The 25,284-nt window shown below is 33.3% G+C and carries 15 protein-coding genes; 13 read left to right on the forward strand and 2 right to left on the reverse strand.

The window, feature by feature from the left end:
* Nucleotides 1-118: 118 nt before the first annotated feature.
* Together MHH37_RS03210 and MHH37_RS03215 are read right to left on the reverse strand one after the other, a co-directional pair.
* Nucleotides 119-2,896 (reverse strand): DEAD/DEAH box helicase, encoded by a 2,778-nt coding sequence (locus MHH37_RS03210; protein ID WP_342574944.1) that lies wholly within the window; start codon nucleotides 2,894-2,896, stop codon nucleotides 119-121.
* A gap of 29 nt (nucleotides 2,897-2,925) precedes the next feature.
* Nucleotides 2,926-4,500 carry an SWIM zinc finger family protein gene (locus MHH37_RS03215; protein WP_342574945.1) on the reverse strand — a complete coding sequence of 525 codons (1,575 nt, stop codon included), beginning with the start codon at nucleotides 4,498-4,500 and terminating at the stop codon, nucleotides 2,926-2,928.
* A gap of 317 nt (nucleotides 4,501-4,817) precedes the next feature.
* On the opposite strand from MHH37_RS03215, the gene MHH37_RS03220 reads away from it, so the two are divergent.
* The 13 genes from MHH37_RS03220 to MHH37_RS03280 all read left to right on the forward strand — a co-directional run bounded on the left by MHH37_RS03220 (nucleotide 4,818) and on the right by MHH37_RS03280 (nucleotide 25,266).
* The gene (locus MHH37_RS03220; protein ID WP_008404409.1) at nucleotides 4,818-5,297 is read left to right on the forward strand and encodes an IDEAL domain-containing protein; all 480 of its coding nucleotides are present in this window, start codon (nucleotides 4,818-4,820) and stop codon (nucleotides 5,295-5,297) included.
* 384 nt (nucleotides 5,298-5,681) lie between these two features.
* Nucleotides 5,682-6,950 (forward strand): nucleotide sugar dehydrogenase, encoded by a 1,269-nt coding sequence (locus tag MHH37_RS03225; protein WP_342574947.1) that lies wholly within the window; start codon nucleotides 5,682-5,684, stop codon nucleotides 6,948-6,950.
* Between the two features lie 210 nt (nucleotides 6,951-7,160).
* Nucleotides 7,161-7,883, forward strand: a complete 723-nt coding sequence (locus MHH37_RS03230) for a WecB/TagA/CpsF family glycosyltransferase (RefSeq protein WP_342574948.1) — start codon at nucleotides 7,161-7,163, stop codon at nucleotides 7,881-7,883.
* Nucleotides 7,884-8,577: 694 nt separating this feature from the next.
* On the forward strand, nucleotides 8,578-11,121 hold the full coding sequence (locus tag MHH37_RS03235; RefSeq protein WP_342574949.1) for an S-layer homology domain-containing protein: 2,544 nt from the start codon (nucleotides 8,578-8,580) through the stop codon (nucleotides 11,119-11,121).
* Nucleotides 11,122-11,470: 349 nt separating this feature from the next.
* A complete protein-coding gene (locus MHH37_RS03240; protein ID WP_342574950.1) occupies nucleotides 11,471-11,968 on the forward strand; it encodes a hypothetical protein in 498 nt (165 codons plus the stop codon).
* Nucleotides 11,969-11,983: 15 nt separating this feature from the next.
* Nucleotides 11,984-13,540 carry an O-antigen ligase family protein gene (locus tag MHH37_RS03245; protein ID WP_342574951.1) on the forward strand — a complete coding sequence of 519 codons (1,557 nt, stop codon included), beginning with the start codon at nucleotides 11,984-11,986 and terminating at the stop codon, nucleotides 13,538-13,540.
* 28 nt (nucleotides 13,541-13,568) lie between these two features.
* Entirely contained in the window at nucleotides 13,569-15,383 is a 1,815-nt protein-coding gene (locus tag MHH37_RS03250) for a nucleoside-diphosphate sugar epimerase/dehydratase (protein ID WP_342574952.1), read from the forward strand.
* Nucleotides 15,384-15,453: 70 nt separating this feature from the next.
* Complete coding sequence (locus MHH37_RS03255; protein ID WP_342574953.1) at nucleotides 15,454-16,248, forward strand: ABC transporter permease; 795 nt, start codon at nucleotides 15,454-15,456, stop codon at nucleotides 16,246-16,248.
* A complete protein-coding gene (locus MHH37_RS03260; protein ID WP_342574954.1) occupies nucleotides 16,238-17,506 on the forward strand; it encodes an ABC transporter ATP-binding protein in 1,269 nt (422 codons plus the stop codon). The genes MHH37_RS03255 and MHH37_RS03260 overlap by 11 nt, the downstream gene beginning before the upstream one ends.
* Before the next feature lie 31 nt (nucleotides 17,507-17,537).
* Nucleotides 17,538-21,899 (forward strand): glycosyltransferase, encoded by a 4,362-nt coding sequence (locus tag MHH37_RS03265; protein ID WP_342574955.1) that lies wholly within the window; start codon nucleotides 17,538-17,540, stop codon nucleotides 21,897-21,899.
* A 114-nt stretch (nucleotides 21,900-22,013) separates the two neighbouring features.
* Nucleotides 22,014-23,231, forward strand: coding sequence for a glycosyltransferase (locus MHH37_RS03270; RefSeq protein WP_342574956.1), 1,218 nt, complete (start codon nucleotides 22,014-22,016; stop codon nucleotides 23,229-23,231).
* A gap of 140 nt (nucleotides 23,232-23,371) precedes the next feature.
* A complete protein-coding gene (locus MHH37_RS03275) occupies nucleotides 23,372-24,517 on the forward strand; it encodes a glycosyltransferase (protein ID WP_342574957.1) in 1,146 nt (381 codons plus the stop codon).
* Nucleotides 24,514-25,266 carry a glycosyltransferase family 2 protein gene (locus MHH37_RS03280; RefSeq protein ID WP_342574958.1) on the forward strand — a complete coding sequence of 251 codons (753 nt, stop codon included), beginning with the start codon at nucleotides 24,514-24,516 and terminating at the stop codon, nucleotides 25,264-25,266. The genes MHH37_RS03275 and MHH37_RS03280 overlap by 4 nt, the downstream gene beginning before the upstream one ends.
* The last annotated feature ends 18 nt before the right edge of the window (nucleotides 25,267-25,284 follow it).

Here is a 25,284-nt window from a genome sequence, read left to right on the forward strand (position 1 = left end):
GCTGTTTGACCGCGCAGTAGTAACCATTCTTTCTCACAATCCTATAACAACTAAATAAAGTAGTGAAGTAAGCATAAAAAGAGTCTACTTCATGGCGTAAAAGTAGACTCTTTTCACATTATTTTATATTGCCCGTATCCAAAATGAGTAAATCCATCAGTTCCGAATCATCAAGTTCAGTCAACCATTTACTTGATTGAATTAATTCTTCGGACAGTGCTGATTTCATTGCAATCATTTTATCGATTTTTTCTTCAATCGTTCCAATTGTCACAAACTTATGCACTTGCACAAATTGTGTTTGTCCGATACGGTATGCCCGGTCTGTCGCCTGATTTTCGACTGCCGGATTCCACCAGCGATCGGCATGGAGTACATGTGTCGCAGCTGTTAAGTTAAGACCTGTTCCACCAGCTTTAAGCGACAGTAAAAACACAGGGAACTCGCCAGCCTGGAACTGATCGACTAAATTGTCGCGCTGATTTTTCGGCATACTACCTGTTAAAAACGGAACTTCAACATTATAAAGCTCTGTTAAACAATGCTGAATTAAATTACCCATTCCGATGTACTGTGTAAAAATTAAGCATTGTTCGCCATTATCGATAATTTCCTTCGTCATTTCAATAATACGCTTTAGCTTTACAGAACGAGAAACCATGGTATTGGCATCTTCAAAAGGTTCTTTTAAAAACAGGGCAGGGTGGTTGCACAGCTGTTTTAATTTGTTAAGCATTTTTAAAATACGTCCCTTTTTCTCGAAGCCGGTGAGCTCTTCAAGTGTCGCTAAAGTATCTTGAATATAGCCTTCATAATGTGCTGCCTGCTCAGGGGTAAGTGCACAGAATTCAAGGGATTCCTGCTTGTCAGGCAAATTCAGCTGAAGCTCGGGATCACGTTTTGATCGACGCAGCAGGAACGGACGGATTTTCATACGTAAAACACGTTTATGGGATTCCGATTCTTCCCGTTCAATTGGTGTAATAAAGTTTTCGGTAAATCTTGTAAAGCTACCTAAATAGCCTTTATGAATAAAATCAAAAATGGCCCACAGCTCGGAAAGACGGTTTTCAACAGGTGTACCTGTTAACGCTATATGATGCTCGCCTTTTAATTTACGAATTGCACGGGATTGCAATGTTTGCATATTTTTTATATTTTGTGCCTCATCCAAAGCGACCGTTGCCCAGTCTATAAGCTGTAAGTCATCTGCATCCTGAGTGACCGTACCATATGTGGAAAGGATGACATGCGGACGCTGTGTTGCGATATAGCTTGTCAGGTCATCACCTTTTAAACGTCGTGGCCCGTAATGTGTATATACTTCCAAGTCAGGAGCGAAACGAGTAAGCTCTTTTTGCCAGTTGCCGACAACAGATGTCGGGCACACAATCAATGTCGGTTTATCAATTTGCAGAACGGAAACGGTATGGAGCATATACGTAATAAGCTGAACGGTTTTACCAAGTCCCATATCATCTGCCAAACAGGCACCGAATTTTTGGTCACGCATGAAAACAAGCCATTCAAAGCCTTCCTGCTGGTATGGACGCAACTCAGCATGAAGCTTGGCTGGGACAGCTACTTTTGGCAGACCTTTTTTATTTTGCAGTTGATCAATATAATCCTGCAGTGATTGCTGCATCTCAAATGCAAATAACGGGTCGTCGCGCTCAGCATCATCTTCTGTATCATCTTCAATAGGTGCAGTTAATGTTTCAGGCAACTCACGGAACAGTAAATCGCGTACTGTCCAATTTTCTTCTTTTGCCTGATCCATCAGTTCACGCATTTCATTGAGCCATTCTGCATCAATACGGAACCATTCCGTACCAATACGGACAAATTCACGTTTTTCAGCAACGAGTTTCTGGAAGGCTTCTGCGGAAATTTCTTCGCCATTCATCGAGAACTGCCATTTGAATGTCAAAATATCGTCTAGCCCTGCTACACTGCGGGCCGATTGGTTATTGGCACTGACACGTACACGCATTTTCGATTGACGGAGTTCCTTAAGCCAAGCCGGTAAAATCACATCAAAGCCTAAAGCCTGTAATTTAGTAAGTTCGAGACGTAAAAATTCACGTACTTCCTGATCATTGAATTGTGTATGAATAAACTGAGCACTTTCAGCATTTAATTGAATTAAATCAACTATTTGATTTTGCAGCTCTTCAATGTCATTAGCAATTGCACTCCACTTTTTCGGCAGTGCATCCAATATCGGCAGTTTCAGTTTTGACGAAGCAGGTGTCCAATGTTTTGCGGCATTTGGACTAATAAGCACCGTTTCCAACAGCCAGTTTTCCTCATTTTCTTCTGGCTCGCTTAAACGCAGCGCCACCTTTACACCATCAAATACATGAGAAGTTTGCATCGGCCAGCCGCCATTTTGGAAAAATGGAATGAGTGCAAGCGTATCTTCTTTAGAAAGTCCGGCATCCATCAGTTTTTGTTCAACTGCATGTTGCAATAGGTCATTGGAAAATGTAAAGCCTTCTTCTGTTACAGTTGCCTGCTGCCAAAGCTTTGGGTCATTCCAGAGCGGCAATGTCGTCTGGATTGCTTGAAAGTGATTAACGGTTTCATCATCATATGCAGCAAAATCCAAGAACGGGTGACGGTATGCTGGTGACAGAACGTCCAGCAAATGAGATGCCGATATGATTAAATCACGCTCTTCCAATGAAGTGTGCAGCCCGTAAAAACTTTGCTCAAATTTAAAAAAGAGAGAAGGAATCCAATTGGCTGTCGGTAAAATTAAATCATTTTTATTATACGCAGTAGCGCGGAAGTAACCGGGACGCAGCTCTGAAAGCTTTATGCGAAAGACTTGTAGAAAGGGTAGCTTCGTATTAAATAAATATTGCATTGTATCGTTGCGCAATAAACGCAATGTCACCTCCTATTAGCAAAATACATAATCTAAATGAGTAAATTGCTTTTATTTATCTCTTCTTGCAGTGCACGCAAACGTTTGTACTGCTGCTGCACGGCATCAATATATGCTGTAAAATAGTCGAGCTTTCCGGCTTTTTTGGAAGCTGATTTCATCGCACGCCAAATGCGGACTGCCTGCTTATAATTTTGCCGCGATTTCTGCTGAATTTCTTCCATCGCATAAAAATGGTAAAGAGGGAGTGCAGTTTCCGGTGACTGTGCGACAACATCCTTTAAACCGCATTGATCTAAATAAGGAATCGATGAAGGATAGAGCTGATGAAGTGCAACCCACTCGTCCAAACGATTGTGACGCAGTAAATAGTTTGAAAACGACTCAATACCGTAACGGCCGAACGAAGAGTACAATGCGAGCTCCTCACTATCACTCAGTTGAACTTGACTGTATAGGTGATCGAGCTTACGCGTAAATTTCTGGCGACGTATTGGCAATAAGTTGTCCTGCACAAACGTTTGTAAAAAAGGAAGTGCCTTTTTTAAAATAACGGTCGCCTCATCAACATAGTCTTTCTGTAATGCATATTGGGCTATGTCGATAAACCCTTCCACATTATTTTCACTCATTGTTTCAACTGCTTGTTCCAGTTGTGACGGCGAACTTAATAAAATATAAAAAATGGATTTTACTACATTTAATTCGATATCTGTATTGCTATCATCGCTTTGTTCCAAAAGAGCCAGTTCATTTTTTAAGCGCTTTTGTTCATTAAATAGCTTTGTCCAAAACTGCAAATACAATGATAGCCGGAATGCTGTTGCTCCTTTTTCGATAAAAAGAATCTCGTGGACATTTTTCTGAATGGCATCAAAAAATGGCTCGGTTGCAAACAGCCGTGTTGTTTTACTTAATGTATCAATCGACCGCTGAATGCGGCTTAACGTATTTTCCAAAAAGAACTGAACATAATGATGACTCAGATCTGCTTTCGTTTTGACTGCATGTAACAGAAAATGTTTCGAAACGGCGATATCCATAAACAAGTTAAACAGCTCCTGCCATTCCTGCTCATAGGGACGGTGGCGCTGCAGCTTAGAGCGAATATTTTCAATTAAACCTGATAATGTATACGGCTCCAATGGTTGCGGACCTTTAATTGCATAATTAAGCACTTCGTCAGCCATCATCTGCCAGTTTTCCGGACTGCGCTCAGAAGCCAATGACTGGAGCGGAACAGATCTTTTAGAACGCCAAATAGAAAGCCATTGCTGCAGTGAAATAAAATATTGTGACAGCTTTAAAATAATTGCAAGCTGGTGGCGGCATAGATTTTTTTTAGGACAGCTGCAGCTGATCGTTTGTTCCGGAAAATTAATCGTCACTTCCGCTGTATTGACGTCCTGAACTTGGCACAACAGTATTTGGCTGAATCTTGAATAGTGCGGTGGCTTAATTGCCTGATTACGGACAGAGAACATGGCGCGTGTCACCAATTCTGCATCTTCATTTGCTGAAGGGAGAAGCTGTTCTTCAAAGGATTGTAATGTATGTTGAATAAAATCTTTATGTGCATGGGCAATCTCGGAAAAAGATAAACTCAAAACGGGTTTCCCCTCCCTAATAATTAATTGCATTGGAAATTTTAACTTCATTCAAGGTGAAAGAAGAAAAAAAGTCGTTCCTTCCATTATAATACGAATCAAGACAAATCGGTAATGTGAAGAGACATTGAATAAATTTTTTAAGCGAATAAGCCATTTTTGAAGGTTTGAAATGTAGAAAGTATGGGGAAACTATAAGCAACAGAGAAATTGATTGAGTTTCAAGAACACTTACATGATTACATCCATATGATAAATGAAATTAGGTCTTATGACTCGGATAAATCCCAACGAAAATAAGTGAAGGAGGAATTCCCGTGATTCAAGTTCAATTTATGAAGCCATTCTATACAAAAATGACGGGCACGAAATTACGCTTAGTCTTTGCTTATCAATACTTTTCCATTACAAAAGACGAGGAAGTTTTTCATTTCATTCCGATTGAAGGGAAAGAAATGATTATTGATTTAAACTCAATGCAAGTCGAAAATTTATCGGAAGTGTTTGTATTCCAGCGCGGCAATCGTTTCGTACGTCTCCCGCTGTATCAGCTTTTACTCGTATCTAACGTACACGAATATTTAATGCCGATTATTGAAAATGTCTCAAATAATGTAACACCGTTAAAAAATGAAACGTCACCGGAATTTGATGAAGAAGTAGAAGGGATTGTGCGGGTATTGGAAGAAAGTAACTTATCCCGTTTAATCGATGAAGCGCTCGAATCACGTGACGAAGTATTATTCCACAATTTAATTGCGGAAAAGGAACGATTAACTGGAGGCTATGCATCGTGATTGCCCATATAAACTAAACCCTGTTAGCTGATATTAGCTAATGGGGTTTTTGTATGTATATTACCGATGATTCTTTTCAATTAGTATAACTATCCCTTTCAAAGGCAAAATAATAGGAAAGCGTTCATTAAACAGCCTGAATAATAAAAACTATTTCACACAGCGAGCAGAAAGTTGTATACTGTAATGCAGGACTAATTTTCAAGCATTTACAGGCAACCATTTGAACAACCATTCCGTCCTATAAATGAACGGAATTTTGAAACTGTATTAAATGAAGTTATTCAATTTATTGATAACGAATGCAGGCAAAATGCGTGAAACAAATTATACAACAATCAAACAATGAGATATAGCTTTTTTGAAAGTGAAGGAGAAACGATCATGACAAAATCAATCTGTGTCGTTGGCTTAGGATACATCGGTTTACCAACGGCGGTAATGTTCGCAAATCACGGCGTAAAGGTACATGGTGTTGATGTGAACCCGGCAGCTGTGAAAAGTATTCAGGATAAACAACTACATATTGAGGAGAACGGCTTACAGGAGCGCCTGAACAAAGCGGTGGATGAAGGCTTTTTAACGGCATCAACGACACCAGTCGCTTCAGATGTGTATATTGTCGCTGTACCATCACCGATTAATCCGGACAATACAGCGAATTTAGAATATGTTCGTCAAGCAACAGCTTCAATCGTGCCTTTCGTGAAAAAAGGCGATTTAGTTATTTTAGAATCAACAGTACCACCAAAAACAGTGGAAAATGTGATGTTGCCTGAATTAGTGAAATCTGGATTAGAAATCGGGACAGAACTATTTGTAGCCCATTCTCCAGAACGCGTTATTCCGGGCCGTATTTTTGAGGAGCTTGTAAACAATGACCGTATTGTTGGCGGGATTTCACAAAAATCAGCAGAGCTTACGAAAGAATTGTACGAAACATTTGTTAAAGGTACGATCCATTTAACGGATGCAACAACAGCTGAATTAGTAAAAGTAATGGAAAACACATATCGTGACGTAAACATTGCATTTGCCAACGAGTTAGCGAAAATGGCTGAGAAATTAGATGTGAACATTTGGGAAGCGATTAAATTTGCGAACTACCACCCACGAGTAAACGTCCATTTCCCGGGACCAGGTGTAGGTGGTCACTGTATCGCGGTCGATCCTTGGTTTTTAGTAGAACTAGGCGGGGAACAAGCCCAAATCATTCATTTATCACGTAATACAAATGACTCAATGCCAAGCTTCACAGCACAAAAAACACAGGCGATTTTAAATAAAAACGGTATTGCAGGCGCAACAGTTGCTGCATTAGGTTTAGCGTTCAAAGGTAATGTAGATGATATGCGTGAAAGCCCATCGACAATCGTAATCGATGAGTTGGAGAAATTAGGCTTAACAGTCGTTTCACATGACCCGCACATTAAGAAAAACAAACATAAAACACAAACACAAAGCATGAAGGAAGCGTTGGAGCAAGCTGATATTTTAGTGTTCCTGACAGATCACAAAGAATTTAAAGAGCTGGATCCGTCAACATTGAACGCAAAAAGCAAAATCGTATTCGATACGAAAAACTGCCTAAACCGCGAAGAATGGGAAAAAGCAGGCTTCCAGTTCCACTTACTTGGAGATGCGAAGAACTAATAATGTAAATTTGGCAGTGCGTCTATACGTACTGCCTACTGTTTTTTATCTTCATTCAGCAGGCGTTCAAAACGCCTGCTGAATGAAGATAAGCCCCAGGCGGATGTCACAGATTTTTTAAAGGGAATTTTTGAGTAAACTCAAAAAAATCTGGACGCAATTACGCCAAGGCGTAATTGATTGATGGAATCTAAGAAGGGAAGACTATATATGAAAGAAACCGTACTCGGCATTCAAGTAAATACCGAAAGCTATGATGAACTGCTTCCAAAAGTATTTGATCAAATTGAGAAAAAGCAAAAATCGTTAATTGTGGCTATTAACCCGGAAAAAATTATTAAGGCAAAGGAAGACCCGGCATTAAAGACACTCCTTAATAACGCAGAGTTTCAAATTCCGGATGGCATCGGTGTAATTTTGGCTTCGAAAATTCAAAAAGGGCAAATCTCATCACGTGTGACAGGTGTTGATATGATGCTGCGTCTATGTGAAGAAGCAGCACAGCGTAAAAAGCCTATTTTCCTTTATGGCGGGAAACCGGGAATTGCAGATAAGGCGGCGAAGAAATTACAAGAGCTCTATCCATCTATTGAAATCGCCGGTACACAGGACGGCTATGAAAAGGATAATCAAAAAGTTATTGATAAAATTAATGAAGCGAAGCCGGATTTACTTTTTGTAGCAATGGGTTCTCCAAAACAGGAAAACTGGATTAATGCAAACCGTAATCAGCTTCATCCGACGATTTATCAAGGTGTTGGTGGGTCGTTTGACGTATTGGCAGGAGATGTGAAAAGAGCACCAGAAGCTTTCCAAAAAGTAGGAATGGAGTGGTTTTACCGTTTAATGAAGGAACCACACCGGATTAAACGCCAAATTGCCTTGCCTTTATTTTTATTGGAAGTAGCACGCGGATCGAAGAACAACAAGTAATCGAAAAAAAATAGTGTAATCTTTGTAATATTTGATTGTTTATTTGTAATGTTAATGATACACTAAATTCAGTAGTGAGATTTCCTCTACGATATATATTAAATTTTAACTTTTCCCTGCAAGGAAAAAACTCGGTTGGTAGCCCGAGAAAAAGGCTTTAGCATTTAGATGCTAAAGCCTTTTTCTTTTTCTGTTTTTGTCGAATTTTAGCGAACTTGTTCTATTAATTCGTACTTTACATACACTAACCAGGTAGGAAAAATTATGGTCATATAAATATTAACTATATTACAAAAGTAATATGTTAGTAATAATTGCAATAAGTAAATTCCAGTTTAATCCTTGGTATAACTGCATTATATATCCAATTTGGCCTCTTAATTTTTAAATATAAACCAATAATTACCACTAATTATAGCTATATTCAAATAATATATGGAATTTATTGGTGAAGAAAATGTTGTCTTTATGAGTATATGTATGTCATAATTAAAGAAATTTGAAGTTATCTGAATATATTTACGGATTCATATCTTGTAGTCTAATAAAATAGTATATTTTTGGTTTTATTGGCAAAAAAAGATTGACATAGTAAATGTATACTACTAGAATTTATGTGTAGTTAGTTTTTCTGCACATATTTTGTGTGGGTAACTAAAATTATTATTTTCACTTATGAGGAGGAAATTTTTCAATGGCTAACCAACCAAAGAAATACAAAAAATTCGTAGCAACAGCTGCGACAGCTACATTAGTAGCATCTGCAATCGTACCAGTTGCATCTGCTGCATCATTATCTGACATCTCAGGTAACACACACGAAGAGGCGATCAACGCATTAGTAAGCGATGGGATCATCTCTGGTTACCAAGATGGCACTTTCAAGCCTAACAAAGAATTAACTCGTTCTGACGTAGTTAAATTATTAGGTAAATTCTTAGAAACTAAAGGTTATGAAGCTGCTGCTGACTACAAAACTCGTCCAGCATTCGCTGACTTAACTACAAAAACTAACGAAGAGCTATTAAAATACGCTTCTTTAGTTAAAGAAGCTGGCGTATTCGTAGGTTCTAACGGCAAGCTTTTAGCTGGTGACCCAATTACTCGTGAGAACATGGCGATCACTTTAGTACGTACAGTTAACACTGTTTACGATATCAGCTTAGAAGAGTATGTAGCTACTCAAGATTTCAAAGGTGATGTAACTGATTTAACTCAAGCTAAAGCAGAAGCTCGTACAGCAATTTCTGTATTAGACTTCTATGACATCACAAACCCAGCTGCACCTGCGTTCAACCCAAAAGGTAACACAACTCGTGGTCAATTCGCTTCATTCTTATTCAAAACAATCAACGCTGACTACACAGCTGCTGGTCAAAAAGATGAAGAAGCTTCATCAGTACTACCAACTGCTATCGCGTTTGAAGAAACTTCAATCCAAGGTACTTATGGTACAACAGTAACTTTAAAAGCTAAAGTAACTGTAGCTCAAGGTGAATCTGCAGCTAACATTCCAGTGAAATTTGATGTATTCCATGCTAAATTAGCTAACGATACAACAATCGTTCCTCAATTAACTGAAACTGTTAAAACAGACGAAAACGGTGTTGCAACTTATACTTATACTCGTTCTCAAGGTGAAACTGACACAGTTAATGCATACGCAACTGGTAAGCCAGCATTAAAAGCTGCTGCAAAAGTTTACTGGGATACAACATTAGCAATTAAAGATGTTACTGAAGGAACAACTTTAGCTAATGGTGAACAAAAAGTTTACCAAATCACTGGTGAAGCGAATGAAGAAGTTTACGTAGCATTCAAAGAGAACTTAAATGTTGCTCCTGAGAAAGCTGTTCGTGGAGTTGAATTCTTAGGTTTACGTACTACTGGTGATACTGCTTCTGCAAAATATGCTTATGAATATACAACTGGCGGTTACGCTGTAGGTGTTCTTAAGTTAGATGCTACTGGTAAAGCTAACTTAGTATTAACTGGTGATGATGCATCAGTAACACCAATTGCTTTCGTTAACAACCCAGGCACAAATGCTAAGTATGACGCTACTGCTTTACAAGCTGTAGGTTCAACAGCAACGTTTGCTAAAGAATCAGTATTTGATTTATCAATTAAAGCTGAAGGTAACCAAACTGCATCTATTAACTTAAACGATGTTCAAACTGGTGGACGTGACTATGTTGCAACACTTAAGAATAAAGAAGGTAAAGCATTAGCTAATGCAGAACTTTTAGTAACATTTAACAACGAAACAACAACAGAGCGTAATGAAGTACGTGTATATGATGTTGATGGTGAGCGTGTAAATCCTACATCTGCAGACTCAGTAACATTCCGTATTGTTACAGATAAAGATGGTGTAGCTAAGTTTACAGTTAGTCACCCTGATGCAGATGCATTTGTAACTCCTATTGCATTTATCGACAATGGTACAGGTACTGGTTCTGAAGCTGGTAAATTAGATAAAAAAGATCTACAAGTTACTGGAGAAATCACTTACTTCCGCACTACAAGAGCTGCTGATTACAGAAGTGAATTAGTAGTTACAAATGAAGATGATAAGGAAGTTACAACATTTGGTAGCGACACAGTTGCAGAATTCTCTTACCAATTATCAGATCAAAATGGTAAAGCACGTTCTTATTCTTCTGATACACCAGTACAATTCACAGTACGTGCAGGTGCACAAGCAGTTGAGTTAGTAGATGCAGCTGGCAATCCTGTTGTAGAAAATGGAGTTGCTGTTGTAATCCCAGCTTATACTTCAAAAACATTATTAAACCGTACTGTAGTTGCTGGTCAAACAGATACTTCTATCTACTTAAAATCTAACGGTTCAGATGTTCGTGTTACTGCAACACCAACAAACACTGGTTTATCTGGATTAACATCTGTTACTAAAACAGTTTCATTCTTATCAGGTGCAAGTACTTCATACTTCACAATTTCGGATGTAGTACAAACTACTACTTCTAAAGATGCAGCTTCAATTACATTAACATTTACTGAAGCAGTAGCTGCAACAAGTATTGAAGCTACTAAAACAGGTGGTACACGTGGTACAGTAACTACTGATGCTGCTAACAATAAAGTTTTATATGTAGGATTTGGTGCTGATCCTGTATCTGTAGGTGAAACAGTTTCAATTTCTTACAAAGGTAAAGTATACAACTTTGAGTATGTTACAAATGCTAACGGCCGTAACGTATTCAGAGCACAATAATTAACAAATTTTAACATTAGAGTTGAAAAAAGCGAAATTGCTCAATGCAATTTCGCTTTTTTGCTACGCTTTGAATAAATATGAAATCTATAGATAGGTTGAACTCAAAATTCCTGGGACTTAGTAACAAAAAAACAATTAACGAGTGATACTATAAATAAATGGTAATAATAATAAACTACTTATTTATTTACTTTAATTTAAGTAAGAATTATTGAAATAGATATATTTAAATAGGAAAGAGATTAGGTAAGGTCTATCAAATTTAGGGAATTATAAGGAAATATAACCTTATTTAGTGTATAATGAGAATGTTATTCAATATTCTATACATAAAGGATTGTGAACAATGCAGCTTACTGAATCTAAGAGAAAATATATTTTACTTGGGATTGTGGCTTTTATTATAACCGGTTTTATAACTGCAAAAGTGCTAGCAAGTAAACAAGATGAGGAATTTTTAAGGGATGATCTACTTTATCAACAAACTAGTCAATTATATAATGATGGCAAGTTTACTGAAGCAGAGAATCTAGTAAACGATTTATTGCTGCGCAAGCCAAATTCAGAAGTGGTGAACTATTTAGGAGCAGTTATCACAGCAAATTTAGCGGATTATAATCGCTCTGTAATTTTATTTCAAAAGACATTAGACATAAACCCTCATAAAGTAGAAGATCCGATGTTTATGCTTCAATTTGGGGAAGTTTTATTTTTCGTTGAACGCTATGTGGATGCTAAAACTGTTCTGGAGAAGTGTCGTGAGGGTGGATGGGTACCAGAAGATTATCCGACTTACCAAGAGCGTGTAACAGAATTATTAACTCAAATTGAGAATATGCAATAAGGAAGGTAATACTAGATGGCTTCATTTTACGAAGAGCTTAATAAGTCTGAAATAATTAATGATGAAAATGAAAATGCTCAGTCTCGTGCAAATATTGACAAGTGGATTTTTCGTTTATTTTTAATTTTAATTGCTGTTATGCCAATTATTGTAATGGCAAATGTTGAAGAAGTAGTAAGTCCACTGATTTCTAATATTGATGTTATTACATCTGGAGTAAAAGGGGATTTATTTACCCACTATAAATCTATTTTTATTTTAGTTATAACTTTAATTGCATCTGGAATGCTATTGCTTAAAATCTTTTTTATGGGTGGCATGATACGAAAAACAGCCTTGAATTATATATTGGCATTGTTTGCAATAGCCATTATTATTTCTACAATTGCCTCTCCAAATATTACAATTGCTTTGAATGGTCAATATAACCGTTCCGATGGAGCGATTAGTTGGTTATGTTACACTGCATTATTGTTTATAGCAATAAATATTAAATATCCTAAAAATGTTGTACGCTCAATAATGTGTGCATTAATTCCGTTTGTGTATATAAATTTATATATTATAACAATGAATTTTTATGGTAATGATTTATTACAAGAAAAATGGCTCCAAAATTTAGTATCTATTTTGCTACCTGAAGGAGCAAATATTTCAGAGTCTTCAGTATTGGTTGGAACATTAAATCAGTGGAACTATATGAGTGGTATGTTTGCTATTATGTCAGCGATGTATCTAGCATGGGCAGTATTATCTGAAAAATGGGCTGAAGTGTTTATTGGTGCTATTACTGCAGCAGCTTCAATGTCTATTTTATTTATGTCCATTTCTACTAGTGGATTTTTAACTATAATTGTTATTTTGCCGTTTATACTAATGTTAATTATTAAAAATAGTGAAAAACAGAAAAGTATAACAGCCCTAGTAATTTCTTTAATTATCGTTGTTCCAGTTTTTCATATTCTTTCTCAAGAAAATGACAGAGTATGGGAAGAATCGTTTGGATTCTTTGTAAATACCAACCCATATACAAAAGAGGCGGCATCATCAACGGATTACGGCTTTAATTTTGATAGCAAAGTATATGCTAGTGAGAAAGTATTAGAGTTGCCTGTATTACCAGAAAGATCTTTAGCTTTCGGTACAGGTCGCGGTTATATTTGGAATGAAACATTAGAGTTGGTGAAAGAGCGTCCATTAATAGGGTATGGTAGTGATTCCCTTGTGTATAATTTCCCGCATTATCAGCTTGAAAGTAGAGCGGGGATGCTGGATGAACATACAATTGTTGATAAAACACATAATATATACATAGCTGTTTTATATGGGACAGGTATATTTGGTTTTATTGCATTAATTTCTATCTGTATATGGAATGTGATTTTAGTTTTGAAGGCATTAGTACAGAAAAATAAATTTAATAGTACCGTATTAATACTTGGAATAGCAGTTCTCGCTTATTCTGTACAGGCGCTATTTAATGATTCAATTCCAGCGATAACTTCCATGGTGTTTATTTTCTTAGGTATAGTGTTTTCACAGGGAATTAAATTAAAATCGGACAAAGAATAAGTCTTTATTTAGAAATGAGGTAATTAAATTGGAATACAAATTTAGATTAGTATCTCTAATCTTAATAGACTCGATAATAGTGCTGTTTTCGATTTATTTATCTCATGTATTCTTAAATCCTTTTAATGCACAAATAAATGCTTTTGTAGTTGCAAGTTCAATTATTTTATTAGTAACTCATCATCTATTATCTTATATATTCCATTTATATAAGAGAGTATGGAAATATGCAAACATAGATGAAATAATTGGCTTGTGTAAAGTTATTACGACATCGGTGGCATTAACAGCTTTGTTTCAAATATTTGTATTTAGAGATTTATATGAAAGAGCACTATTTTTAACTTGGATTCTACATATTGTTTTATTATGTGGTGTGAGGTTATTTTGGAGATACTGGCAATTGCTCAAGGAACAAAGAGAAGTAGAGAGTACTAGTGTAAAACGTAGAGCGCTTATTTTAGGGGCTGGAAATACTGGTCGTTCAATAGTAAATCAATTACAGGCGGAAAGTACAATATTAAATCCCATTGTTTTTTTGGATGATAATCCAAATTTGAAAAATTTAGAGTTAAATGGTGTACCGGTTGTAGGCGGTCTAGAAGAAATCGAAAGTGTTGTTGAACATTATCGAATTAATCACATAATCATTGCGATGCCTTCTTTAAAAGGAGAAAAATTAGGTAATTTAATTACAACAGCGAAAAAATATACAAATAACGTTCAAATTTTACCTTCATATCTTGATTTTGCAACTGGAAATATACAATATACAAAAATTCGTGATGTTTCAATCGAAGATTTACTTGGCAGAGAACCTGTCGTTTTGAATAATGAATCGATTTCATTGAAGATTAAGGGAAAGAAAATACTAGTTACGGGTGCAGGTGGATCGATAGGGTCAGAATTATGTAGGCAAATAATTAAGTTTGAACCCCATGAACTAATCTTGCTTGACCATAGTGAATATAATATATATAAAATTACAAGTGAGCTATCAAAGAATTTATATGAAACTAAGATAATTACTGAGGTTATGAGTATTGAAAACCGAGAACGTATTATGATAACCATAAAGAAGCATAAGCCTGATGTAGTCTTTCATGCAGCGGCATATAAGCATGTGCCTTTAATGGAAGAGAATGTGTATTCTGCTGTATCTACAAATATATTTGGTACTAAAAATGTTGCAGATGCTGCAGACGAGGCGAATGTTAGTAACTTTGTATTAATCTCTACTGATAAAGCTGTTAATCCTACTAACGTAATGGGAATGACAAAACGTATAGCGGAGTTAATTATTAATGAGAAAAACAATGTAAGTAATACAAAGTATTCTTCTGTACGATTTGGTAATGTATTGGGTAGTAGTGGTAGTGTTGTTCCTTTATTTAAAGAACAAATTAGCCGTGGAGGTCCTGTAACTGTTACACATCCAGAAATGACTAGGTATTTTATGACTATTCCTGAAGCAGCACAGCTCGTTATCCAAGCTGCAAGTTTTTCAGATGGAGGGGAGACCTTTGTTCTAGATATGGGAGAACCAGTGAAAATCACGGATTTGGCCAAGCAGTTAATCAAACTATCAGGTTTTGATGAAAAAGATATAGAAATTGAATTTACGGGGATTCGAGATGGTGAAAAGTTATACGAAGAACTCTGTTATGAATATGAAGACACATATAGAATAGTACATCCAAAAATAAATGCTTTTTATAATGAGCAATATATCGCTGATATTAACGTAAAACTAGAAGGATACTTAGAACTGAACTCAGCAAAGTTGGCAGTTTTATTAAATGTAATAATGAGTAATTTAGAATCAAATAAATTAAAAATTTAACAGATATAAAAGGGAGAATGAAGAATAAGGTTAGTCTTATTAATCTTCTATTAGAAAGAGAGTGTAAAGTGTGTTTAAACAATTTTACCAACATCGTAATTTAATAAAGCAGTTTACAAAGAGAGAATTTGATTTGAAATATAAAGGTTCAATGCTAGGAGGGCTATGGTCATTTATTACGCCTTTACTTATGCTAGCTGTATATACATTTATATTCTCTGTGGTGTTTAAAGCACGTTGGGGTTTAGAACAAAGTGATAATAAATTTGAATTTGCAATGATTATCTTTTCTGGATTAATCATTTATAACATATTTAATGAGACTGTTAGTAAATCAACAACAATTATTCTTTCAAACGTTAACTATGTAAAAAAAGTAATTTTCCCATTAGAAATTTTACCATTTACAGCGTTATTATCTTCATTGATTAATGCATTATTTAACATTTTGGTATTAATCTTAGGAATAATGATTTTTGTTCCAGGATGGAATGTTAAAGGCATTATAATGTCGGCAATCTTTTTAATTCCAATCAGTCTATTTTCACTGGGCTTTGCGTATATAGTTGCATCAGTTGGGGTTTATATTAGAGATTTAACATACACTATAGGCGTACTTTTAAATATTTTATTTTATGTGACACCAATTTTCTATCCTATTTCATTAGTTCCAGAATTTATGCATCCTATCATGAACTTAAATCCATTAACTTTTTTAGTTGAAGGATTTAGAAATGCTGTCTTTGCAAGTGAATTACCGAATTTGATTCATTTTACTACGTTTACACTAATAGGATATTTATTTATGTTATTAAGTTTTTACTTATTCCATAAATTGAAACGAGGATTTGCAGATGTCATTTAATAAAATTGTTATTGAAGTAGAAAGTGTTACTAAAGAATATAAAATGTTTAAAAAGCCTATTGATAGATTATTTTATGGTTTGTTACCACATAAATTTAAACATAAGGTAGGAACATTTAGAGCGTTAAATAATATTAATATTAATATAGCTAAAGGCACAACAGTAGGGATAGTTGGTCGAAACGGTTCTGGTAAAAGTACATTGTTGCAAATGATAGCAGGGACATTAAATCCTTCTCAAGGTAAAATAAAAGTTAATGGTAGAGTATCGGCTTTATTAGAACTTGGAGCTGGGTTCAATCCGGAATTTACAGGACGTGAAAATGTTTATTTAAACGGGGCAATTTTAGGACTATCTAAAAATGAAATTGACAAGAAATTTAATGATATTTTGGAGTTTTCTGAAATAGGAGAATTTATTGATAGACCAGTAAAAACTTATTCCAGTGGTATGTTCGTAAGACTAGCCTTTTCAGTTGCAGCTTTTGTGGATCCTGATATTATGATAATCGATGAGGCGTTATCTGTTGGGGACGAAAAATTCCAACGTAAGTGTTACAATTACCTGGAAAGTTTAAAAGAAAAAGGATGTACAATATTATTTGTTTCCCATTCAATGAGGGTTGTAGAGCAATTATGCGATTATGCGTATTTATTAGATAAATCTAATTTAGTTGCTGAAGGGGAGCCTAAAGAAATTATTGATCAATATCATATGTTATTGTACTCACAAGAAAATGCTCATTATCAAACTTTAAATAGAATAAAAGTTAATGATGAGAAAGTTGAATTAGAAAAAAATACACTTGAGACCGATTTTAATGATTTGGAAAAAGATGTATATATTAAGAGTGTGACAATGTTAAATAACAAAAATGATGAATCATATGTTTATGAAACTGGGGATTATTCAAAAATAATACTTACAATTAAATCGAGTATTAATGTTGAAAATGCTTTAGTGGGATTAAGAATTAAAACTACTACAGGAGTAGAGGTTTACGGGACAAGTACATTTTATCATAATTTAAACGTTGAATTTAAAGAATCGAACGAGTATTTAATATCATTTGAACAAAATTTAAATTTAGTTCAAGGAACATATCATGTCTCTGTAGCAATAGCTAAAGAAGAAGGGAAAAATGATATGGTTTATTTTGACAAGTTATCAGACTTTATGTTATTTAAAGTCGAGGAAATACCTATAAGTGGTACGGGTATAGCAAATTTAAGTAGTACAATAAAAATTAGTAATTAATATTTATAAACTATGGAAGAGCTGATTAATTATGAGTAACAAAAATATACTAATAGTTGGTGAACATTTCTCAATAGGCGGTTTTGAAACTTATGTACTATCTCATTGTGAAGTGTTAAAAAAGGAAGGCTTTAACGTTTATTTAGTTACGTCAAAGGATTCAGATACCACATTAATAAACGATTTAATTAGTGAAACATTATATATTGATGGTTTTCCAAGCACTAGTGGGAAGAAGATTAAAGAAATTTATTTTATGCTGAAGAAATTCATTGAAAAAAATAGTATAAATTACATTCAAATACACCCACACGTGTCTGCAATAATTTCTGCAGTTGTTGCTATAGATTTAAATATCCCTTACTCTTATACTGCACATGGGCCCTTGAATTTTAGTCCTGTATACGGAATAGTTTATAAGACACTCTTATTTGAAAAAGTATTGCCAAATGCTGATAAGATTTATGCGGTATCTGAAGAATTAAAAAAAGTTATGTTAAACACCAATTCAAATCTAAGTATCACAGTTTTACCTAACATTTTAACTACTTTTGATGTTAAGGGGGATTCCACGAAAAAATATATCTCTATTATATCGAGATTAGATAAAGATAAATTATATGGTGTTCTAGAATCTATTAAATTTTGTAAGACACTTATTGAAATTGAGAAATATAAACACCTTAGTGTTAAAATAATAGGTGATGGAGAATGTTTTGAACAAGTCGAAGAATATATTGAAGGAAACAATAAATTTGAACTAGTGGGATATAGTGATAATGTATTGGAATATATTAATAATTCATTTTTTGTATGTGGTATGGGAAGAGTAGTATTAGAATCAATGTCATTAAATAAGCCTATATTACTTGTTGGATATGATGGATTAAAAGATTTTGTAACTACTGAGAATGTGGATGAATTGGCGCTAGTAAACTTTTCAGGAAGAAATAAAAATACAACCGTCTATGAGGATATTTTAAACCAGTTATCATCAATATATGATGAAAAATATCAATTGAAAAACTGGGTCTACAAAAATAGGAGTTTTGAAATTTTAATAAAAGAATATCGTCAATTAAAGGATACTATTCTCTTAAAACCGATGTATAAAGATAAAGAGTGGAGTAAGTTATTTTTAGAGATTAGTAATCAATTATTAGAAGAAGATATACTCTCTCCACATAATTTAATTTACTTCATAGAGCTTTTTAATTTTAATAGAGAAACAAAAATAATAATGTCTTTATTTGAAGAATATAATAAAGCTAGAGAAGATAAAAATTTAATTGAATTAGAATTAGGAATGGTAAAACAAAGCCATTTAGAAATATCACATAAAAATATAGATTTAGATAATAAGTATAAAGAAATTCTAAAAATTCTATCTTCAATTTCTCAAAGAGAATTGGATTTATTATATAAAACTATAAGTGATTTAGAGTTGGAATCAGAAAGTTATAAATCCGAAATACTTAAAACAAACGAAATTATTAATTTTAAAAATTCAGAAATTCATAATTTGAGTACGAAATTAAATAATAATGAATTAATTTTTGGGGAATTATCACAAAAAACATTTGAACTTTATAATTCAAAATACTTTAAGTTAGTAAATTTAATAAAGCGTTTAAATGTACATTTTATAAAAGGGAATATTCAAAATAAAAAGGAATTTGTTAAGTGGATTAGTAAAAAAATAAGAAAACAACATTATGTTTCTTATAATAAGATGGATCATCCATTAGATCAGTTATTGAGAATTATTGAGAAAAAAGACTTTAACAAAGATAATTCTGAATTAAATGAGCTACCTAACAATGATTCTATTTCGGAATTTCAAAAAATGTATAAACAGAAATATGACTATTTTAATCAGTATTTACAACAACCAAACAATGAATATGTAATTAAATTAAAAAATATAATCAATAATAGAGAGTACAAAGGTATCGTAGTATATCCGCAGGCTGTGCATTGGGAGCCTATGCAAAGACCACAGCACTTTTTAAGAGAGTTTTCAAAGAAAGGGTATTTATGCTTTTTCTGTACTCCTTCCGAGGGTGAGTTTAGTGTTCAAGAGTACGAAGAAAATTTGTTTATTGTTAATGATGAGGCAGCATTACTTTCTACAATAAGAAATAAAATGCCAATAGTATTATGCACATGGATGGGACAAAAGGCATTTATAGATCATTTACAGAATAAAATATTATGGTACGATTTGTTGGATCAGCTTGAATTTTTTGCTGATACAGATCAAAAAACGATAGAAGCACATTACTCAGTATTAGATAATGCTGATATTGTTTCTTATTCTGCAGAGATGCTACATAAATATGTACAATCTAGAAAAGATGCTATTTTATTATCAAATGCAAGTAATTTAAATGATTTTATTTCTTCTAAAGATCATAATATTTTAAAAGTGAAAATTCCAAATAAAATGAATCGAAAGGTGGTAGGCTATTTCGGTGCAGTTGAAGAATGGTTTGATGCATCATTAATAAATGAGCTTGCTGCTAATAATAAAGATTTATTATTTGTGATAATTGGACACGTTTCTCAAAATGTAAATCTAGCAAAAGAAGATAATATTCTGTTATTAGGCAAAATTGAATATAGTAAATTAGTTAATTATGCGTCTCAGTTTGATGTAGCAATAATACCGTTTCTTGTAAATGATTTAACGAATTGTGTCTCACCTGTTAAGTATTTCGAATATAGAGCTTTAAACTTGCCAGTTGTAACAACTCCAATTCATGAAATGAAACGCTATCAAAATCAGTATGGTATGTATTTAGCAGAAACAGTAACACAGTTTGAGCAAAGTATTAGAGATTCATTAAATATTGATAGAGAAAAACTTAAAGCTGAATCACAAGGATTTGTATTGGAAAATCAATGGTTAAATCGTGTAGAGTTAGTAGAACAAATGATTACCAATAATATACAAAATTTGAAGGCATTAGCAAATTATAATACTGATAAGCATATTTCTGTTATGACAGGTACTTTTTTAGGATTAAATGGAGAACAATTTTATTCTGGCGGAGCAGAAAGATATTTAATTGACTTATTTGAAGTTGCAAAGAAAATGAATCATGAGCTTATTATCTATCAATATGGAACTTATCCATGGACTAGAAAATTCAAAAATATTGAAGTACGTTCTTTAGCTCGTGGAGAAAATCGTATGGAAGAACTTTCAGTGGAAAATATACATAAATATAACAGTAATTTCTACGAGGAAGAAAATGGAGTTGCACTGTTAAATATCTATTCAGCATTTTTTGAGGCGTGGCCAAGAGTAGCGAACCCAAGTATAGGAATTAGTCATGGGATTGCATGGGATTCAACTTTTAATGAAGGCTTAACAGCGATTTCATTTTGGGAACAAAATCGTAGAATTATTGAGGCAGCTACTATAGTAAATAAAATGGTTTCTGTTGATACGAATACTACAAATTGGTTCCAAACAATTGACTTTGAAACAGGAAATAAAATGGAGTATATACCTAATTACGTAGATACAAATATTTTTAAACCTATTATAAAACAAGAAGAACGTATTGTAATATCATATCCAAGAAGGTTATATGGGGCACGTGGCCTGTATCTGGTTCTTGAAATACTAGACGAAATACTTGAAACCTATCCGGAAGTAGATTTCCATTTTATTGGTAAAGGATTTGAGGAAGATACAAAACATGTTGAACGAAAAATAAAGAAATGGAAATCAAGAGTTAAATGGTATTCTTTAGATCCATCTGAAATGCATAAAGCTTATGAAATTACAGATATTTCTTTAGTACCGACATTACACAGTGAAGGAACTAGCTTATCTTGTTTAGAGGCTATGGCTACAGGAAATGCTGTAATTTCTACTAGAATTGGTGGATTAACTGACTTAATAATTAATAATTTCAATGGACTATTAATTGAACCGAATAGTAAAGATTTATTAAGTGCCATAAAAAAATTATTAGACAATCCAGAACTTATGAGTTCAATTAGAAGAAATGCTGTTGAAGTATCTAAAGTGTTTTCGATGAATCAGTGGAAAGAAAAATGGACTCAAATTATCGAATCATTCGTAGATAAATCGAATGTAGAATATAAAAAAGCAAATAGGACGATTCATATTTATGTCAAAGATAGTAACGATTTAAAACGATTCATTCAGAAAATCCATGAGTATTTAAACAATGGTGATTTGGTTATGATTTTTATGGAAAATATGATTAGCAAACGTGAAAAACATAGTTTTGGTAGATTACAATTTATGACTTTTGAAGAGGACATTTTTGATCCAGGTGAGTATGTTATTGTATCAAATGAATTACAAGAGAAGTTTAGCAAAAATATAATTGAAATCCATGAAGTTATATAATTATTTATAAGCCTAAAATCATAATTGCCAGTAAAGTATGCCTTCTTAGATTTTTTGAGTGATTTAAGAAGGTATTTCTTTGAGAAATATAAGATTTAGGACGTGAAGATTAAAATGAACTTTTACAATAAGTTAAAAAGATTTGTGCAGCATCATGGAATAAATGGACTGTATTTAAAAATACTAGGAGTATTAAAGTATAATTTAAATAACTTAGTTAATAAAAGAGATTATGAAAAAGAACTTCAAATTATATTAGAAGAAAATCCAGGGGGGAAAGTGATGATTTTTATATCGCCTGTTCCTTGGAATTTACCCTTATATCAACGTCCACATCATTTGGCTAAAGAGTTAGCTGAACTAGGCTTTATTTACTTTTATTGCACGAATGATCCAATTAAAGATAAAATTAATGGATTTAAAAAAATTTTTAGTAATTGTTACCTTACCAATCAACAGGAACTATTACTAAACTTAAAAGAAAGTAAAATAATTCAATTTTATTCTACAGATATGAGAAATTTAGGACCAATTTATAAAAAAGCAATTTCAAGTAATGATATTATTCTATATGAATATATTGACGAATTACATAGCGATATTACAGGTGAAATACCAAATTATGTTTATGAAAATCATAAAAAATTTTTAATAGATGAAAAAAATTGTCATATTGTTGCTTCAGCAGATAAATTACTTGATGAAGTGAAGAATTTTAGAAGCATTAATTATAAATTAGTTACTAATGGAGTAGATAAAAATCATTTTGTTAAAAAAATAAATAAAATATCTATTCCTAAGGAAATTCAATCATTGATAAAAAAAGAAAAACCGATTATTGGCTATTTTGGTGCATTTGCAGCTTGGTTTGATTATGAATTAGTTAAGGAATTAGCGGTTAAGCGACCTCAATATGAAATTCTGCTAATAGGTTGGGATTATGATAAATCAATTTATAAGTATGAACTAAATAAAATACCAAATATAACTATATTAGGTCCTGTGGAGTATAATATATTGCCTCAATATGCCATTCATTTTGATGTGTCAACGATTCCTTTCAAAATAAATGAAGTTACCGAATCAACATCTCCTGTAAAATTATTTGAGTATATGGCAATGGGTAAGCCGATTGTAACAACGAACATGAAGGAATGTAGGAAATATAATTCAGTAATTATTGCTGAGGAGCGAAATAATTTCATATTAAAAATAGATGAGGCATTAAGTTTAAAAAATGATGATTCTTATTTATCTTCGATGGAGATAGAAGCATTGAATAATACTTGGAGCAAAAAAGCTGCTGTTATAAAAGAGGTTTTAAAGAAATAGGTATTCTATAAATACAAGTCAAATTGTCAAAAATGATGAATGGGACTTCAGGGGAATAACCTACATTTTTAATGGTAAAATTCTTTGCGTTAAGGAAATGAGTTAAAAATATAGAGTTATATTAATGGAGATTATTATAAATGGCTGGTAAAAAAATTCTATTGGCTCAAAATAGCGCCTTTATTGCAAATCGTTTGCCACGTGCAGCAAAAGCTTTAAAGGATGCGAATTATGAAGTCGATATATTAAATTGGAACCGTGGTGTAAATGCCGCTGTAATAGAAGCTGCTACTGAGAACTTTAAACATGAAGGAATCACTGTGTACTCAATTTATTGTGGAAATACCCCTTACGGAAAAGGGATTATAACTATAGTAAATAAACTATTGTTCATAATTAAAGTGATTTTATTTTTATGTAAGCATGGTAAACAATATAAAGTTGTACATGCTATTGATTTTGACTTAGGTTTGCCGGTATTTTTAGCAAAGCTCATTAACCCTACATTGAAATATAAAATAATTTATGATATCGCTGACTTTGTAGAAACATTTCATAGCCCTATTCCATTATTCGTCAGGAAAATGATTAAGGGTATAAGCGAAAAAATTATGAAAAGTGCAGAGATAATTATTATTCCTGATCGAAATCGCTTAAGTAATATCCCTAAAGTGCTTCATGAAAAGACAATTATTATAAATAATAGTATTGATCCACCAAAGGAAAAAGTTGAGTATCCTATTGAGAAAAGCTTTAATCTGCTCAATGTTTTTTACTATGGGGCTTTAAGTAGAGATCGTGGAATTGAACTTTTATTACAGCAACAAGATATTTGCATTTGGTTTGCTGGAAAAGGTGAATTACAAGAAGATATCAAAAGAGAAGCTGAGATTAATAGTAATATAAATTATTTAGGTTATTTAAGCCTGCCTGAAATACTTTCAGTCGCTAGTCGCATGGATCTTATTTATATGGTATACGATCCCTCATATCAACATAATCAAATTGCATCGCCTAATAAGCTATATGAAGCTTTATACCTAGGAAAGCCTTGTATTGTTTCTGAAGGTACCTCTATTGATTTATTTGTAGACAAATATGATATTGGATATGTAACAAAATTTGATGCAGTAAGTTTAAATCAAACATTGTGTGAAATTGATCAGTTAGAATTACTGAAAAAGGGCCAAAATGCAAAATTAATATACCCCCAATTTAGTTGGGAACACTCAAAGATTAAACTTATAGAAAATTATAATTCTATAGTGAATAAGGTGATAACATGACACAACCTTTAGTCTCAATCATTACACCTTCATACAATAGTAAAAGATTTATTTTAGAAACAATAGCCTCTGTAAAAAATCAAACATATCAAAACTTTGAAATGATTATTGTAGATGATTGTTCAACAGATGATTCATTACAATTGATTCAACAGGAAATAGCTGATGATTCGAGATTTAATGTATACAAATTGGAAAAAAATTCGGGGGCTGCATTAGCAAGGAATTTTGGTATCCAAAAGGCTAATGGGAAGTATGTAGCCTTTTTAGATAGCGATGATTTGTGGCATTCAGAAAAGCTTGAAAAACAAATAGCTTTTATGGAAGAGAATAATTATAATTTTACATTCACGAATTATGAAATGATTGATGAACAGGGAGAAGACATACATCGAAAAGTTATATGTCCCATAACAATCAATTACGAGCAACTTTTAAGAAATACAACTATCGGCTGTTTGACCGTAATTTTAAACATTGAAAAATTAGGCAAGATACAAATGCCTGATTTACAGCCGGAAGACACGGCGCTATGGCTAAAGGTCTTAAAGAATGGCGAAACGGCATATTGTTATCAAGAAGTTTTAGCGAAATATAGAATTGTCGGAAATTCTGCTTCTAGCAATAAACTAAATGTAGCCAAGAAGATGTGGGTTGTTTATCGTAAATCAGAGAATATCCCAGTATGGAAATCTTCGTGGTATTTTATGATGTATGCAATAAATGCTGTGAAAAAACATTACTTATAATAACGAAAGCCAACTTCA

This window comes from Solibacillus sp. FSL K6-1781, assembly GCF_038630735.1.
Lineage (GTDB): Bacteria > Bacillota > Bacilli > Bacillales_A > Planococcaceae > Solibacillus > Solibacillus silvestris.

What these genes read in the sequence shown, in the direction of transcription:
- MHH37_RS03225 (WP_342574947.1), top strand. Translation starts at nt 5,682, where the DNA reads ATGACAAAATCAATCTGTGTCGTTGGCTTAGGATACATCGGTTTACCA.
- MHH37_RS03230 (WP_342574948.1), top strand. Translation starts at nt 7,161, where the DNA reads ATGAAAGAAACCGTACTCGGCATTCAAGTAAATACCGAAAGCTATGAT.
- MHH37_RS03235 (WP_342574949.1), top strand. Translation starts at nt 8,578, where the DNA reads ATGGCTAACCAACCAAAGAAATACAAAAAATTCGTAGCAACAGCTGCG.
- MHH37_RS03240 (WP_342574950.1), top strand. Translation starts at nt 11,471, where the DNA reads ATGCAGCTTACTGAATCTAAGAGAAAATATATTTTACTTGGGATTGTG.
- MHH37_RS03245 (WP_342574951.1), top strand. Translation starts at nt 11,984, where the DNA reads ATGGCTTCATTTTACGAAGAGCTTAATAAGTCTGAAATAATTAATGAT.
- MHH37_RS03260 (WP_342574954.1), top strand. Translation starts at nt 16,238, where the DNA reads ATGTCATTTAATAAAATTGTTATTGAAGTAGAAAGTGTTACTAAAGAA.
- MHH37_RS03265 (WP_342574955.1), top strand. Translation starts at nt 17,538, where the DNA reads ATGAGTAACAAAAATATACTAATAGTTGGTGAACATTTCTCAATAGGC.
- MHH37_RS03270 (WP_342574956.1), top strand. Translation starts at nt 22,014, where the DNA reads ATGAACTTTTACAATAAGTTAAAAAGATTTGTGCAGCATCATGGAATA.
- MHH37_RS03275 (WP_342574957.1), top strand. Translation starts at nt 23,372, where the DNA reads ATGGCTGGTAAAAAAATTCTATTGGCTCAAAATAGCGCCTTTATTGCA.
- MHH37_RS03280 (WP_342574958.1), top strand. Translation starts at nt 24,514, where the DNA reads ATGACACAACCTTTAGTCTCAATCATTACACCTTCATACAATAGTAAA.